Below are 15688 nucleotides of genomic sequence, written 5' to 3' on the forward strand. Positions count from 1 at the left end.
GGTTTTGATCGTTAATTTAAAATAAATAAGAAATATATTACCTATATATTAAAAAAATTTAAAAATATTCTTTTTTCCTTATACACCTTGGAGTTTTTTCACCTACCTTTGAATCGTCTTTATCAAACCAATTTTTTATGAAAAAACTATTAACCCTTATTTGTGCTTGCGTAGTATTTGTTAGTTCTGCGCAAAATCAATATAACATTATTCCTTTACCTCAGACTGTTACACCACAACAAGGGCAGTTTGTCATAAAGAGTAATACCAATATCGTAGTTAGTACTAATGATCCTGCTTTCAAGCAAGTTGCCTCTATGTTGGCCGACCAATTAGGCGCTGCAATGGGGACAACACCTAAAGTAGTTAGCTCCAATAGCAAAGCCATAAGCAACAGCATTCAGTTTGTAAAAAATGATCAACTAGCAGAGGAAGGATATACGCTTAATGTAAGTAGCAAGCAGGTAAGTATTGCAGCTAGCACAGGAAAAGGTGCTTTTTATGCTTTACAAAGTTTGTTACAATTACTTCCGAATCAAATTTTTAGTAAAGAAAAATCTACGGGCATAACATGGTCAGTTCCTAACTGCTCTATTGCAGATGCACCTCGCTACTCTTACAGAGGTTTGCACTTGGATGTGGGTCGTCATTTCTTCCCTGTAAGCTTTATCAAAAAGTATATTGATTTGATTGCTTTACACAAATTGAATAATTTTCACTGGCACTTGACAGAAGACCAAGGCTGGAGAATTGAAATCAAGCGCTATCCTAAATTGGCAGAAATAGCGTCGAAACGTTCGCAAACTGTTGTGGGTAGAGCTTACTCAAAGAAATTTGATGGTAAACCTTATGGAGGATATTACACACAAGACGAAGTAAAAGAAGTAGTTGCTTATGCAAAAGCTAAGTTTGTGAATGTAATTCCAGAGATTGAAATGCCAGGGCACTCACAAGCAGTTTTGGCAGCATATCCTGAATTTGGTTGTAATCCTGATAAAATCTATCAAACTGCTACTGACTGGGGTGTGTATGAAGATGTACTTTGCCCAAGAGAAGAGACTTTCCAATTTTTGGAGAATGTTTTGACAGAGGTAATGGAGCTTTTCCCAAGCGAATATATCCATATCGGTGGTGACGAATGCCCTAAGAAACAATGGAAAGAAAGTCGTTTTTGCCAAGAAATTATCAAGCGTGAAAACTTGGGCGATGAGCATGGATTACAAAGTTATTTTATCCGTCGTATCGATAAGTTTATTACTTCAAAAGGTCGCAAAATGATAGGTTGGGACGAGATTTTGGAAGGTGGACTTTCACCAAATGCCATCGTAATGTCTTGGAGAGGGACTGAAGGCGGTATTGCAGCGGCTAAAGAAAACCACGATGCTATCATGACACCAGGTGGCTATGTATATTTAGATCACTATCAGGCAGACCCTAAAACTGAGCCTTTAGCGATTGGTGGTTTTACTACTTTAGAAAAAATCTATTCGTACGAACCAACACCAACTGAACTTTCGCCTGAACAACAAAAGCATATCATTGGAGTTCAAGCTAACGTTTGGACAGAATATATGCAAACCAGCGACTATGTTGAATACATGGTTTTTCCACGTGCATCGGCATTATCTGAAGTAGCATGGACGAAAAAGGAATTGAAAGATTATAGTAAATTCTCTGAGCGCATGAAGGTTCATGCTGATCGTTTAGAAAAATTGCATGTAAACTTTTTCAAAGGCTTTTTGAAATAAGCCAAAACAGACCAGTAACTCCCAATTTTCTTATATTTATTTTAAAAATTTATAGATTTCCGATAAAATCCACTCATGACATGAGTGGATTTTTCGTTATTTTTACCTGTGAGTAAAATCTCTCACCTTTTTATTAATCCATATAAAACTACCTATAACCTACTGTTACTATGACTGTTTCATTCTGGAAACACCATCCAATCTCAGACCAACACGGGCAACAGCTTGCCCAAGAAGCTATTGACTTTCAAAATAAATTTCAGTTTGATTTCTTAAAACTCACCCCAGCAGGAGATTGGCTGGCTGTATGCTACGGAGCTAAAGATGAAGTCTGGGAAAACGACGCTGTCGGAAGGCGAAAAATTACAGAATTTGCCCTAGAAGAAGTCAAGGACTTTTACCAATTACAAGCATTTACCTTTCAAGAACAGTTGCTTGCAGAGATCATTCAAGCACTAGAAATATGTTGTCGTGAAGTTACAGTACCTGTTTATGCAACCATTTTTTGTCCCCTATCTCAATTAATCCAAATTGCAGGGCTTGAGCTTTTCCTAAAAGCTGCACAAACAGAACCAGAAGCAATTTTAGCTGCGTTGGATGTTATAAATCAAAACACCATACGCGTAATTGAGCGAGCAGCCGAGATTGGCGTAAAAGGGTTGTACTATGTTAGCCAGAACATGCAAACAGATTTACTATCGCATGTCTTATACCAACAATATGGTCAACTATCCGATGAGCTTTGTTTGCGAAGCGCTGCGAAAGTGTTGGATTCGATTATCTTTCATATTCATGGTAACGATTGCTACGCTTGCATTGCGAGTGATATCCCCAAATTGTATCTTCATTGTACCTTCAATCCGAAGTCCTCTCTATTATTTGAAAAAACTGGCTACCCAATTATTTATGGATTACCTGCAAGTATATTAGAACAGGCGACCAACGAACAAGAATGCCATGAGATTTTAGAAAAGTTTCCGACTAATACAATCTTCACTTGTGAGTGTGTGTTACCCTTGGCCTTTCCTGATGAGCAAATAGAGCTCTGGAATAAAGTCATTCGCAGTCTTTAACATTTACATAAAGATTTGATATTAATATCATGAACAAACCCTTTGAGCATTTATCTCCCACATGGATAAATGCAACTGTATTTGAACATTTTGAGGAGATTGCTATGCTTTATCCTTCCAAAATTGCCATAAATGACGGAACACATATATTGACTTATCAAGAGGTGTTGAGTTATATTCATATCATTGCGAGTAAGCTTCAATCCTCCCAGTCAAAGAATGAGCCTGTTCTTATTTTGTTAGAAAATGATGCTTATTTTATCTGTGTAATGTTAGCGTGTTTGGCAGTGGGCAGAGGTTATGTCCCTTTAGACGCAGGATATGCACATAGTAGAAACCAAAAAATCATTACACATAGTCAAGCTAAAACGATTATTAGTCGTACATCGTTAGCAGAAGTATATGACTTAGATGATTCATACGAACTGATTGAGTTTGATGCTAGCTGGCCTTTGGTTTCACCAGCAAGCTACCATAATAATCCCCAAAATTTAGCCTATATCCTCTACACTTCAGGTTCCACGGGACAGCCCAAGGGAGTCTATCAAAATCAACAAAATCTCTTACACGATGTTATGCAATACATCAATAGTGTAAATATTACATCTGAGGACAGGATGAGCTTGTTATACTCACCTAGTGTCAATGGTGCTATACGAGATATTTATGGTGCTTTGCTTACGGGAGCGACTTTGTATATCCACAACCTACAAAAGCATGGCGTAAGTACTATTCCAGATTTTATTGAGAAAAATGCTTTAACTATCTACCATTCTATTCCAAGTATTTTCAGGACGGGTATGGGTTGTAGGAACTTACAAAAGTTCGATACTGTACGCTTAATTTACTTAGCTGGAGATAAAATTTTCAAACATGACATCGACATTTACAAGCAGGAATTCTCTGCAACCTGCCGTGTATATGTAGGCATTGGCTCTACCGAAAATGCAACAATTTATCGCCAGTGGTTTATTGATAAAAACACAGATATTGCAGATGGAATTGTACCAGTAGGTTATGCCGTGGATGATCGTGAAATGACATTGGTAAACGAAGACGGAATCGTACACCAAGTAAATGTTTTAGGTGAAATTCAGGTAAAAAGCAAGTACTGCGCCTTAGGTTATTGGAAGGATGAACGCCTTACAAACCAACATTTTATTTTGCACAATGATGGCAGTAGAACCGTAAAAACAGGAGATTGGGGACTTATTAATGATGAAGGTTTATTGGAGTTCAAAGGTCGACGAGACGGGCAAGTAAAAATCAATGGTTTTCGAATTGAAATTGGAGAAATTGAAGCCAATATTAGAGCAGTAAAAGGTGTAGCGGATGCTGCGGTATTGGTCAGGCATCAAGAAGAAACTAGTAAAATTGTTGCCTACCTAGTTTTAGAAGGAGCTATTTCTTTAGAAGACGTAAAGCTCAAACTTGCCGACAGTTTAGCTGCCCAGATGTTTCCTTCCTTTTTCTATCTACTTGAAAGTATGCCTTATTTGAATAATTTCAAGCTAGATTATCAAGGTTTGAGAGCACTCGAAAAAGAGAATATAGCAAGAGAAAATCAAGCAAAAGCTCCAGTGGTGCCACTTTCGACAAATGAACCTCTATATCTCAAAGAGCGTCTGCTTAATCTTTGGTGTCAATATGCTTCGTACGAATCATTTAAAAATGACTTGACTTGGAAAATGGGCGGTGGAAGTTCCCTAGAGGCTGTCAATTTCATCGTAAAAATGGAGCAAGAATTTGGAATTAAATTTCCCGATGAATGGATTCATGAAGCCATGAAACCAACCCACATTGAACAACAGATTAGGCAACTTTTAGGCAACACTACAGCGTTGACTAATACGCAAACTGATGATCTGGTCCATGTGTATGCCTTTCCCCCTCTAAAAGGGATCACTCCTCAAACGCGAGAATTTCTAAGAGCCTTAGGCAACAATCTTCCTTTAACCTTAATTGATTATCCTAGATTTGAGACATGGGAAAAGGATGATATTTGTCTAGAAAAAATTGCTAATACCATCGACAAGCAACTCTTTCATAAAGGAAAATTAAAAATCTTTATAGGGCATTGTTCTGGCGACCATTTGGCATTTTGCATACTTAATCGGTTATCCGAAGTTTATCCACTGGAAAATCTTCATTTTTTCATTATGGATTCTTGGAATCATCATTATCATTTTAAAGGACTTACACCATATCGAATCAATCATATTATAAAGCGAGTAAGACATGTAGGACTTTGGACCGTATTCAAAGCAGCCTTCATATTTCGTAAGAGAAGATTGATAAACAAACTAACAAAAAACGATTTTACAAAAGCACGAGCTTATGACTACGCCCAAGCAAAAGTTCCCATGGAAAATTACCCCTTTAAATCTATGAATATCAACGCTCACTTACTGATTTCATCAGAAAACTCTTATTCAGCGGATATGGGCTGGCTATATTATTTACCTAAATTAACCTCTGAGGCTTTTCCTTTCAAGCATTTAGAAATGTATAAAGATGAAGAAAATCAACAAGTAGTTTTAGAAAAACTCTTATCTTTTATTGAAGAAGCTAAAAGAAATTATACTAGCGTAATATAAATCAACATTGCCAGACTTTATGGTTATTAGTAGCTTTGAGTATTCAAAACTTAAGCTAGAGCAATTTGTACTTAAAATTCCAATAAAAAAGGTCAGCAGGATGTACCATGCTGACCTTTTATTATTCTTCTGTTACGTATTTCAAATGTTGTGCGAGTAAAATATACAAATCTTGTGGCGTATGTGGTTTCAACAAATAATCATTCATCCCTGTACTAAGTGCCATTTCGATTGTTTCTGTATTGTTATCGGCAGAACTGGCAATAATAGGAATTTCTGAAAACTTCCTTACTTCTTCCGCAAATTCAAATCCGCTCATTTCTGGCATTTGTAAATCAACAATTACTAAATCATAATGCGTGCCTGCTTTCAAGGAGGCTAAAGCATCGATACCATTATTAAAGGTTTTTACAGAAATACCTTTCTTTTGGAGACTTCTATTAATGATAATAAGGTTTATCTCATTGTCGTCAATAGCCATCACATTAAAACCTTCAAAGTTAAAACTGGCAACTGTATCTTTATTTGCTACCTCTTGTTGTACCTGATCTACAGTCAAATCAAACTTGAACGTAGAACCTTTGCCTACTTCACTTTCTACACAGATACGCGTACCAAACAATTCTAGAATTTTACGAATAATGGCCAACCCTAATCCTGTACCTCCAAACTGGCGTGTGGTTTTATTGGACGCTTGAACAAATTCTTCAAAAATCTGATTTACAGCCTCTTGAGGTATTCCAATACCCGTGTCTATTACCTCAACAGTAAGGATATTTGTCGTTACAAGCTGCTCTTTAAGGCTAACTTTTATCGTAACTACACCATTTTTGGTAAACTTTACGGCATTCGAGACCAAATTATTTATAACCTGAACCAGTCTGGTAGGATCCCCTCCTACATAACTGGGTACATTGTCAGCAATATCAATCAGTATTTTATTTCCTTGTTCTTTGGCTCGATGCAAGTTTATGCTGACGATATTTTTCACCAAATCTCGAACATTAAAACTAATTTTTTCGAGTTGTACTTTGCCAGCTTCAAGCTTACTAAAGTCCAAAATATCATTAATGATGGACAACAATGTTTCTCCAGTAAACCTCAAAACATTGAGAGGATCTTCTTGATCTGGCCTAGGAGATTCTTCTAAAAGTAGGTTAATATTACCAAGAATTGCATGTAATGGTGAGCGTATTTCATGACTCATCATCGATAAAAAAGTTGACTTAGCTTTCAATGCTACTTCCAAATTGTCCTTAGCTTCGGTCAATGCAGAGTTTTTCAACTCCAAACTTTCTTTAGTTTCCAGCAATTCAAAAGTCTTTTTACGAAGCTCCAGCTGGCCCATTGCCTGCGAGGCTAAGGCTTTTAAAGCCACCACTTGTTCATCTTTCAGCGTTCTTGGGCTGCTATCTATTACACACAAGGTACCAAGCGCATGCCCATTTTCTGCCACAAGTGGTATTCCTGCATAAAAAACCACATAGGGAGAGCCTACAGTCAGCGGGTTATCCGAAAAACGTTCGTCTTGACGCGCGTCTTCGATAATAAAAGGGCGATCAGGTTGTACAATTGCATGAGCACAAAAAGATAGCTCGCGTGGACCACCATCACCATCTATTCCACTTTTAGCTTTAAACCACTGACGATTTTCATCTATGATAGTAATAGTCGAAATGGGGGTTTGACATATTTGAGAAGCTATTCTTACGATATCATCAAAATCCTTTTCTGGAAGTGTATCTAGTATTTTATACGCCTTTAGGGTATCTAATCTTTCTGTTTCGTTTTGTGGTATTGTTGGGAAAATCATAATATCAACCGACTCGATTAAGTAAGGTTTGTATAAATGATAGGATCAATAGAACCAAGTAATCATATTTTGGTTTATCAAATCGAAGATACTTAGGAGCGTGGGAAGGAAAACATCATCAATCTAAATGTATATAATAAATTAGCTTAGGATGCTTTTTTCAATAAATATACTACAAAACGCTTGTTATTGTAGTATATCGTTTCAAAATTATTCAGCCTTTTTATACTTCTATTTAAGTAATCCTTAGAATAATTATCCTTCCTTAAAACTCTAACTCAATTACATGAGGTTCGGCGATAAGCTTTTTGGCTAAACGCTCATGTTTTGAAGTTTTGCCTCTCACTGACCAAAAGCAGGTAATGGTTTCTTCTTTATAAATTTGCTTGCCTTTTTTAGCTTGCATTCTAAACTGTTTAAAAATTTCATCCATTTTCAAAAAGCCTTCATCACCTTTCTTTATCACAATTTTGTAATTACGTGTTTCTCCATATTTATGAATCCAACGTTCCATTACGATAAAAAACTGCAAAATCATAAATACCATAATGGCGCCAAAAAAGGACAATAAAATATGTCCATCGCCAATAGCCATCCCTAACGACGCCGTTACCCAAATAATAGCTGCCGTGGTAAGTCCTTTTACTCGGTCGTCTACTTTAAAGATGATTCCAGCACCTAAAAAACCTACCCCTGTAACAATATTGGCAGAAATCCTGTCAGGCGATGCACCCATACCTACTTTTTCAGAAAGAATGGTAAAAATAGTTGAACCCACTGCAATCAAAGTAAAGGTTCGTAAACCAGCGGATTTACTATGATATTCGCGTTCGCCACCAATGATTGCTCCAACAAAAGTAGAAGCAAGCAGTTTGATTAAATCTTCATCATGAATAATATGATTCCATAGAATCTCCCAATCACCCATCAAAAACATACGTATATTTTTTCTTTATAGATTTTACGATTAAAAGCTCATACTCGTATCAAGAGACACTATGCATACTATAACTTTTATGCACCGTGAAATTAATAGATATTCACAAGGCAAAAAAATAGCCGTCACTTTCGTAACGGCTATTTTTTTGGGTAGTTACTCCTATTGTTTTTCGGTGGCCATTACTAGCGCCAAATTTAGCTTGGCAACCACGTCGTAAATTTTTGCTAATTCCTGTACAGTACGATCTTTTGAAATACGTAAAACCACCGTTTCCGAATTTTTAGCTTTGGCCTGCTCTGCCAAATATGCTTCCAATTGATCGGCTTGAACAGGGTTATCATCTACAAAATAATTATCATTCTCATCTACAGTCAAACGAATATTCTCTTTGGTAGCCGTTTGTTCTGCTGAGCTTGATTCTGGCAAAAGAAGCTTAATAGCATCAGGACTTGCCAAGGTTGATATCATCAAGAAAAACATCATCAAGAAGAATAGGATATCCGCTAAGGCTCCTGTTTCTACTTCAGATTGTTCTCTAGCTCTTTTTCTAATGTTCATATTTACTTCAAATTAGAAAGCTCTATTATTTAGAAGCTGGTTTGTGAAGAATATCCAAAAAGTCGATGGCTGTAACTTCCATTTTGTTTACAGTACGGTCAATCATCGTTGTCAAGATGGTATAAAAGAAGTATGCAATGATACCTACCATCAAACCTGTTGCCGAGGTCACCATTTTCTCATAAATACCACTCGCAATCGTACTAATGTCGATTTTGTTAGCTACCGAAATATTGTGGAAAGTACGAATCATACCCGAAACCGTACCCAAGAAACCAAACATTGGAGCAATTTTGGCAATAGCTGACAAAATACCCAAGTTTTTCTCCATGTTATAAATCTCAACACGGGCCGAATTTTCGATGGCATTTTCAATGTCACGCATAGGTGAGCCAATACGATTTAAGCCTTTTTCTAATAAACGAGCAATCGGGAAAGGTGATGTTTTGCAGTAGTTTATCGCTCCTTGAATATTACCAGCATACAACATTTCTTTGATTGAGAACAAAAATGTATTGTCCAATCTTGATGTTTTACTGATATATCTGTAACGCTCAACGAACAAGAAAAGAGCAATAAAAAACAATACAAAAATAGGAATCATTACCCATCCCCCTTTTTCCAAAAGGCCAAATAAGTTTAGATCTTCTCCTACTTTCGTAACTGTAGTTACCGTCGTAGATGTTGTGTCGGGTTCAAAAGTAGTTGTCTGTAATAAGATACTTAGAAGAGTAGTCATAAGTTTTTACAGGTAAAAGCGTATTTCCTCAATTGAAAAATACTGCTATTTTGATTTGTAGGAAATTGATTAATTATTGAGTTACCTTGCTTGCAAATTATTGCGATTGTTACACGAGCAGTTGCCTCCGCGAACTAAATTTTCAACAAGTTTAACGAAAAATTTTAAGTAATATGATATAAGTCAGGCAAAAAAAAGCCCGTTGCTGTACTGTAGGGTATGAGTTTGAGCTTGTTATACGAAATGTACAGAGTCTTCATTTTACTAAAGTAACATAGAAAAACGACTTTCTTTTTACCGTTTGATAAAAATGAAGCAGAGACTCAAAAAATTTGTTTCAACACCTTTGTATTTATCTGATGCCCTCCTTCAAATTCGATGATATGTATGGTGGGGACTGCCTGTTTCAATGATGTTAAAAATTCATCAAATTGGGTTTGTACTAGAATTTCATCTTTGTTCCCGTAAACATACACCAGAGGTTTGTCGACAAAATGTGAAGGACTTACTACTTCCGAAATACCCTCCGAAAAATACCCAGACCAAAGAATGAGCCTTTGAAATGCTTCTGATTGTACCTCAAACCATCTTGCAGCAGTGGCGCACCCCTGCGAAAAACCTAATAATTCAATCTCTACGTCAAAAGGATTCAAATCCATCAATAGGGTATCTAACAACTTATTGAGGTAATTAAGATAGTCCAAAATTTCGGTATCTCTTGCCTCCTTGGTCATCCAAGTTGCCCCAACCCTACCAGAAAATCCATTAAGGTAAAACCTTGACAAGGCTTCAGGCGCAACTATCAACGTATTCTCAGAGGCTAATTCTTTAAATTTTTGGATAAAAAACTCTCCCAATTGCCCGTAACCATGCAATACAAAAATAACCTTTCGAGTTTTTTCTGACCATTCGCCAATGGTATAATAACGAGCCGTTTTAGTTACTTGAATTTCGTGTAAAGGCATTATATAATTAGTTTTGAAAATTAAGTATTAGTGCAAAATAAAATTGCATTATTACGCTGTAAGCTGTAGGCATCAGGCAAAAGTTGCTATTACTTCGTGATAAATACTATTTAACTTTTAGCCTACCGCATAAAGCCTAGAGCTTAAAGCGAGTAAAATTATTTTTATTTTGCCCGCTACCTTATTGATTCAACAACTTTGCTAATACCCCTTCCTTCAAAGCATACGTAGAAACTTTAATTTGCTGAATATCATATCTTTTCAAGATAAAATCTATCAAACAAACTCCCACCACAATCATATCTACACGTAACTCTATCATCCCAGGAATTTGCATTCGTTTTTCTCTGTCTTGAGAAACCAAAGCTAAAAAAGATGTTTTGAATGATTCCAAAGGTAGCTCAAAACTCACTTGCTCGCGCGGTGGCCAATCGCCATGAAGCTGATGCCAGTACATATCCACTAAGGTCTCAAATGAACCTGCCGAGCCAATGATACATTCGGGAGCATATTGGTGAACCGCATTGGTCAATGGCAAAAGAGCATCTTCCAAATAATCTCGCATTAACCCTACCGAGCGAGGTGAAATAGGGTCAGTATTCATAAATTGGTCCATCAAGCGCTGACCGCCTATTTCAAAACTTTGTTTCCAATAAACTTTGCTTGCATCACAAATGATAAACTCGACACTTCCTCCGCCAATATCAATAATCATTGATGATGTTCGTCCGATTTGCGTTCCTAACCTAACGCCTTCATAAATCAAACCCGCTTCTTCATCTCCTGAAATAACCTGAATACTAATACCTGTTGCCTCAGCAATTTTTTCACAAAACTCCTGACCATTTGACGCATTGCGTACCGCACTGGTTGCCATAGCCTTTACATTTGCCAAGGAAACGCCTTCTTTTTCCAAAATGGTTTTGAAATAATTCAGCCCTACAATAGCTCGCTCGATTCCTTCTTGAGTGATAATACCTTTCGAAATACCACCTTGTCCAATTTTGGCGGCATAACTGTCTTCATGTATAATCTGAAAATTATGCTCCTCTTGTTCAACTACCAAAAGTTGAAAAGTATTCGTTCCTAAATCAATAATTGCTTTTCTCATGTTTGCTATCGCTGTTTTTCCACTCGGAGAGAATTACAAAGAAACGGGATTCTTCTCCTACAAACGAACTTTCACCGAAAAACTTCGTGTTCTTTGTCTGTAAAAAACTCTTAGGTTATCTTTACAGTATGGTATTAATAACAGGTATTACAGGATTAGTTGGAAGCTTTGTTGCCAAGCAATTTTTGGATAAAGGGCACCAAGTAGCAGGACTTCGCAGAGCAAGCAGTGATTTGTCACTGGTGGCTGATATTCAAACTCAAATTCATTGGATTGAGGGTGATGTATTGGATGTTTTGTCATTGGAAAAAGCCTTGGTAGGTATCGACATCGTTGTGCATGCCGCAGCGGTAGTCTCCTTTGCCCCTAAAGATGCCGAGTTGATGAACAAAGTCAACATTGAAGGTACAGCCAATGTGGTAAATGCTTGTTTGGATGCAGCAGTTTCCAAAATGTGTTTTATTAGTTCTGTAGCAGCTTTGGGTCGCAAATTACCTCAGGAGTATGTGCAAGGACAACAAGTAACCCTCAACGAAAAATCCACATGGGAAGAAGACCCGCTCAATTCTACGTACGCCAAAAGTAAGTATTTAGCAGAAATGGAAGTATGGCGTGGCGTGGCAGAAGGACTCAATGCTGTTATTGTGAACCCATCAGTCATTTTGGGCGAGGCCGACTGGAACAAAAGTTCAACACAACTTTTTAAATATGCCGCTGGCGAACCCACTTATTACCCCAAAGGCACAATCAACTATATCGATATCTTAGACCTTTCAGCATGTGTTTATCAATTAGCCACTTCTGATATTGCTGGCGAAAGATTTATTTTGAATGCAGGCGTTATTCCATACCAAAATTTCTTCGCACAAATTGCAAATGCTTTGGGCAAAAAAGCGCCTAATAAGGTTGTGTCAGAGACCATGTCAGAAATACTTTGGAGAATCGAAGCGCTCAGAAGTTGGATTACAGGTAGTACGCCTATTTTGACCAAAGAAACGGCTCGCTCTTCGAAGTTTAATTTTTATTTTGACAATACAAAAATCAAGAAACAGTTGAATTTTGACTTTAGAAGTTTTGAGGATACTATTACCAGAGTGACTCAAAATTTATCAAAGAAACAGCCATAAGCAGGTATACAGCACTAATTTAAAGTTTAGCTAAAATAGCTATTTTTTTGAACCCATCCCCTACAGAATCAAGTCCTGAACCATGAATGTAATACCCAATTTGATACAACTATTTGAGCGAGATTTACAAAAACTCAAAGCTGAAATTGTCCAATATTCTGTGGAAGAGAATATCTGGACAGTAGTTCCAGAAATCAATAACTCTGCGGGCAATTTAGTTCTTCATTTAGTAGGCAACTTGAATACCTATATCGGTGCAGAAATTGGCAAAACTGGCTATGTTAGAAACCGCCCTTTAGAGTTTTCTCAGAAAGGATTATCAAAAAAAGAACTCGTTAGCAAAATCAGTGACACACTCGACGTAATCAAAGAAAGTCTCAATACTTTACCAGAAGAGGCTTTGGAGGAAATATATCCTCAATTAGTGTTCGAACAAAAAACATCAACAGGCTATTTATTGATTCATCTTACCACTCACCTTACCTATCACCTCGGACAAATCAACTATCACCGTCGTTTGTTAGATAAGGCGTAAATAAGACTAATTACTCTTGCCATTATACATATACTAATCAACTTTCAATCAAACAATTAAGTAGAGATACAGGACAATACAAAACAGAGTCATATTAGAAAAATACAAAACTGGTTCGAGCTATTTAAGATAGGTTTTCGGCAAAAATCTCGTTTGCGATTTTGAAAATAAAATCTTATCTTAGCAATAAGTCGTTTTGTAAAAAATAATTGTGGAAGATTGTTCCCCTATTAATAACCTCTTATCATTTCTAGCTTTAAGAAATGATAAGATTCAAAAACGTTATTTCACCTCGTATTAATTGTATCTTATCCAATTAGAACCATTATGGAACAAGACTTTGAAGACCGTCATGAAGATGTTCTCCAATCGGTAAAACGTTTTGAATCTATGTTAAAACGTGCCGAGAGCTCTTTTTTCGACTTAGATACTTTTGAGCAAATCGTAGAGCATTATATGGAGGAAGGAAAATTCGAAGAGGCTTCTCAAGCTTGCGAAATCGCACTTGAGCAATATCCTTATTCGGTTGAGTTGATGCTGTGCAAAGCCGAACTCAGTTCCAGCCTTGGTGAGTATGATGAAGCCCTAGAAATTTTGGCTCGTGCCGAGTTATTTAATCCATCCGATAACGATATTACCTTTTTAAAAGGAACCGTTTACAGCCTCAAAGGCGACTATCAAGCAGCCATTGAGATTCTGACAGAAACCCTCGAAAATGCAGAAGACAAAGATGAGGTGTATTACCATATTGGTTTAGCGTACCAGAGTTGGGAGCGTCATCACAATGCCGTAGCGGCTTTCAAACAAGCGATTGAGGTAAATCCTAATAACGAAAATGCGCTGTACGAACTTGCCAATAGCTTAGAGATAACTGGTAAATTAGAAGAAAGCCTTCCTTACTACGAAAGCTTTATTGACAACGACCCGTACTCTCAAAATGCTTGGTATAACATCGGTATTGCATATTCTAAGTTAGGACGATTTGAAGAGGCAGCCAATGCCTACGAATATGCCGTGGCTATTCAGGACGATTTTGCGTCTGCTTATTTCAATTTGGGAAATGCCTACATGAATTTAGTCAATTGGACTAAAGCTGAAGAATGTTATCGTTATTGTTTAGAGCATGAAGAAAAAAGCCCAGAGGTGTATTGCTGCCTTGGAGCAAGTATCGAGCGCCAAGAGCGCTTTGATGAGGCAATGCACTATTACAAAGATGCCATCAAATTAGATCCGCTTTGGGATGATGGTTACTTTGGGGTAGGTATTTGTTTGTGCGAGAAAAAGAAATGGTTTGAAGCTATTCATTTTCTTAAAAAAGCGCTTGAGCTCAACAAACACAATACTTATTATTGGTTGGCATTGGCAGACGCCGAAGCTAATTTGGGAAGTTTAGTATCTGCTTTGGAAGCTTACCAAAAAGCTGCTGAGTTAGACCCACAAAATACCGAAGCTTGGATTAAATGGTCGGTATTGAATCATGAACAAGGCAATTATGACGATGCCGCCAACTTGATGTTGAGTGCTATCGACGAATTACCAGAAGAATCAGAATTGTATTATCGAGCTTCGATTTATTTGATTAAGGCAGGAAAATATAGAGAGGCTTTTAATTACTTGGAAACAGGACTAATTCTCAATTTTGATGGTCATGAAATCATGTTTGAATATTTCAAAAATTTAGAAACTCAAAAGGCGATTTATCGAATTATCGAACAATATCAGAAAAAGTAAAATTCTTTTGCTGGGTATGTTGAAAATTTTAATTTGGCATTTGCTGAAAAAACAAAATTTCCACTCGACACTCCTTACTTTTCTTGTCTTGACACAAGAAAAGTAACCGCGCGGCGGCCGCAAAAGAAAGTCAAGAAATCCTAAACTCGCCTACGGCTCAAACAATAGGATTTCATAAGTGTCAATGCAAACCTTTTCACTTTTAATGGCTTATAATATTTAAACATGCTCTCAAAAAAAAATCCCCAAAGTCTGACTTTGGGGATTTTTTGTTTTGGTTAACCAACGATTAACAAAACTCTTCGAATACCATTTCAAGGTGTGCAGCAATCATTTCAGCTGAACGGCCTTCGATGTGGTGACGCTCAACAAAATGAACTAAATCACCATCTTTGAAAAGCGCAATTGATGGAGATGATGGAGCGTAAGGCAATGAGTATTCACGTACTTTAGCTGTAGCATCTTGGTCAACACCAGCGAAAACTGTGTACAGATGATCTGGTTTTTTAGCAGCATTCCAAACCGCTTCTTTCACGCCTGGACGAGCAGTACGAGCAGAGCAACCACAAACTGAGTTGATAAACACCAAAGTAGTGCCTTTTTCTGTCATTACTGAATCTACTTCACCTGCTGATTTCAATTCTTTGAAACCACCTTCTACGATATCAGCTCTCATTGGAGCCACTAAATGTTCTGGATACATAATTACTTATAAACAAATTTAAAAATTTGGAATTTCGTTAATACAAAA

Annotated in this window: 13 protein-coding genes; 6 read left to right on the top strand and 7 right to left on the bottom strand. The window is 37.1% G+C overall.

The window, feature by feature from the left end; genetic code table 11:
- Positions 1 to 137 precede the first annotated feature (137 nt).
- The 3 genes from GVN22_RS14830 (at position 138) to GVN22_RS14840 (ending at position 5418) form a co-directional block, all read left to right on the top strand.
- Positions 138 to 1748, top strand: coding sequence for a beta-N-acetylhexosaminidase (locus GVN22_RS14830; protein WP_166551789.1), 1611 nt, complete (start codon positions 138 to 140; stop codon positions 1746 to 1748).
- A gap of 170 nt (positions 1749 to 1918) precedes the next feature.
- On the top strand, positions 1919 to 2821 hold the full coding sequence (locus GVN22_RS14835) for a uroporphyrinogen decarboxylase family protein (RefSeq protein WP_166551790.1): 903 nt from the start codon (positions 1919 to 1921) through the stop codon (positions 2819 to 2821).
- A 29-nt stretch (positions 2822 to 2850) separates the two neighbouring features.
- Complete coding sequence (locus GVN22_RS14840; protein ID WP_166551791.1) at positions 2851 to 5418, top strand: AMP-binding protein; 2568 nt, start codon at positions 2851 to 2853, stop codon at positions 5416 to 5418.
- A 121-nt stretch (positions 5419 to 5539) separates the two neighbouring features.
- Here the strand turns inward: GVN22_RS14840 and GVN22_RS14845 are convergent, their stop codons facing one another.
- The 6 genes from GVN22_RS14845 to GVN22_RS14870 form a co-directional block, all read right to left on the bottom strand.
- On the bottom strand, positions 5540 to 7231 hold the full coding sequence (locus GVN22_RS14845) for an ATP-binding protein (RefSeq protein ID WP_166551792.1): 1692 nt from the start codon (positions 7229 to 7231) through the stop codon (positions 5540 to 5542).
- A 265-nt stretch (positions 7232 to 7496) separates the two neighbouring features.
- Complete coding sequence (locus tag GVN22_RS14850; protein ID WP_166551793.1) at positions 7497 to 8168, bottom strand: MgtC/SapB family protein; 672 nt, start codon at positions 8166 to 8168, stop codon at positions 7497 to 7499.
- Between the two features lie 162 nt (positions 8169 to 8330).
- Positions 8331 to 8729, bottom strand: coding sequence for a biopolymer transporter ExbD (locus GVN22_RS14855; protein WP_095160376.1), 399 nt, complete (start codon positions 8727 to 8729; stop codon positions 8331 to 8333).
- A 25-nt stretch (positions 8730 to 8754) separates the two neighbouring features.
- Positions 8755 to 9468 (bottom strand): MotA/TolQ/ExbB proton channel family protein, encoded by a 714-nt coding sequence (locus GVN22_RS14860; protein ID WP_166551794.1) that lies wholly within the window; start codon positions 9466 to 9468, stop codon positions 8755 to 8757.
- Positions 9469 to 9791: 323 nt separating this feature from the next.
- Positions 9792 to 10433 (bottom strand): alpha/beta hydrolase, encoded by a 642-nt coding sequence (locus GVN22_RS14865; RefSeq protein WP_166551795.1) that lies wholly within the window; start codon positions 10431 to 10433, stop codon positions 9792 to 9794.
- A gap of 181 nt (positions 10434 to 10614) precedes the next feature.
- Positions 10615 to 11544, bottom strand: a complete 930-nt coding sequence (locus GVN22_RS14870) for a phosphatase (RefSeq protein ID WP_166551796.1) — start codon at positions 11542 to 11544, stop codon at positions 10615 to 10617.
- A gap of 128 nt (positions 11545 to 11672) precedes the next feature.
- On the opposite strand from GVN22_RS14870, the gene GVN22_RS14875 reads away from it, so the two are divergent.
- The 3 genes from GVN22_RS14875 to GVN22_RS14885 all read left to right on the top strand — a co-directional run bounded on the left by GVN22_RS14875 (position 11673) and on the right by GVN22_RS14885 (position 14937).
- Positions 11673 to 12671, top strand: a complete 999-nt coding sequence (locus GVN22_RS14875) for an NAD-dependent epimerase/dehydratase family protein (protein WP_166551797.1) — start codon at positions 11673 to 11675, stop codon at positions 12669 to 12671.
- An 82-nt stretch (positions 12672 to 12753) separates the two neighbouring features.
- Positions 12754 to 13206: a DinB family protein gene (locus GVN22_RS14880; protein ID WP_166551798.1), complete on the top strand. Its 453-nt coding sequence runs from the start codon at positions 12754 to 12756 to the stop codon at positions 13204 to 13206.
- Positions 13207 to 13533: 327 nt separating this feature from the next.
- On the top strand, positions 13534 to 14937 hold the full coding sequence (locus GVN22_RS14885; protein ID WP_205690909.1) for a tetratricopeptide repeat protein: 1404 nt from the start codon (positions 13534 to 13536) through the stop codon (positions 14935 to 14937).
- A gap of 289 nt (positions 14938 to 15226) precedes the next feature.
- Here GVN22_RS14885 and GVN22_RS14890 read toward each other — a convergent pair whose 3' ends face one another.
- Entirely contained in the window at positions 15227 to 15640 is a 414-nt protein-coding gene (locus tag GVN22_RS14890) for a BrxA/BrxB family bacilliredoxin (RefSeq protein WP_166551799.1), read from the bottom strand.
- Between the last annotated feature and the right edge of the window lie 48 nt (positions 15641 to 15688).

Origin of the sequence: Cellulophaga sp. BC115SP, assembly GCF_009905545.1 — a bacterium.
GTDB lineage: Bacteria > Bacteroidota > Bacteroidia > Cytophagales > Spirosomataceae > Flectobacillus > Flectobacillus rivi.

Bases quoted from the DNA above. Each gene is read 5' to 3' on its own strand.
- GVN22_RS14830 (WP_166551789.1), top strand. From the start codon at position 138: ATGAAAAAACTATTAACCCTTATTTGTGCTTGCGTAGTATTTGTTAGT.
- GVN22_RS14835 (WP_166551790.1), top strand. From the start codon at position 1,919: ATGACTGTTTCATTCTGGAAACACCATCCAATCTCAGACCAACACGGG.
- GVN22_RS14840 (WP_166551791.1), top strand. From the start codon at position 2,851: ATGAACAAACCCTTTGAGCATTTATCTCCCACATGGATAAATGCAACT.
- GVN22_RS14845 (WP_166551792.1), bottom strand. From the start codon at position 7,231: ATGATTTTCCCAACAATACCACAAAACGAAACAGAAAGATTAGATACC.
- GVN22_RS14850 (WP_166551793.1), bottom strand. From the start codon at position 8,168: ATGTTTTTGATGGGTGATTGGGAGATTCTATGGAATCATATTATTCAT.
- GVN22_RS14855 (WP_095160376.1), bottom strand. From the start codon at position 8,729: ATGAACATTAGAAAAAGAGCTAGAGAACAATCTGAAGTAGAAACAGGA.
- GVN22_RS14860 (WP_166551794.1), bottom strand. From the start codon at position 9,468: ATGACTACTCTTCTAAGTATCTTATTACAGACAACTACTTTTGAACCC.
- GVN22_RS14865 (WP_166551795.1), bottom strand. From the start codon at position 10,433: ATGCCTTTACACGAAATTCAAGTAACTAAAACGGCTCGTTATTATACC.
- GVN22_RS14870 (WP_166551796.1), bottom strand. From the start codon at position 11,544: ATGAGAAAAGCAATTATTGATTTAGGAACGAATACTTTTCAACTTTTG.
- GVN22_RS14875 (WP_166551797.1), top strand. From the start codon at position 11,673: ATGGTATTAATAACAGGTATTACAGGATTAGTTGGAAGCTTTGTTGCC.
- GVN22_RS14880 (WP_166551798.1), top strand. From the start codon at position 12,754: ATGAATGTAATACCCAATTTGATACAACTATTTGAGCGAGATTTACAA.
- GVN22_RS14885 (WP_205690909.1), top strand. From the start codon at position 13,534: ATGGAACAAGACTTTGAAGACCGTCATGAAGATGTTCTCCAATCGGTA.
- GVN22_RS14890 (WP_166551799.1), bottom strand. From the start codon at position 15,640: ATGTATCCAGAACATTTAGTGGCTCCAATGAGAGCTGATATCGTAGAA.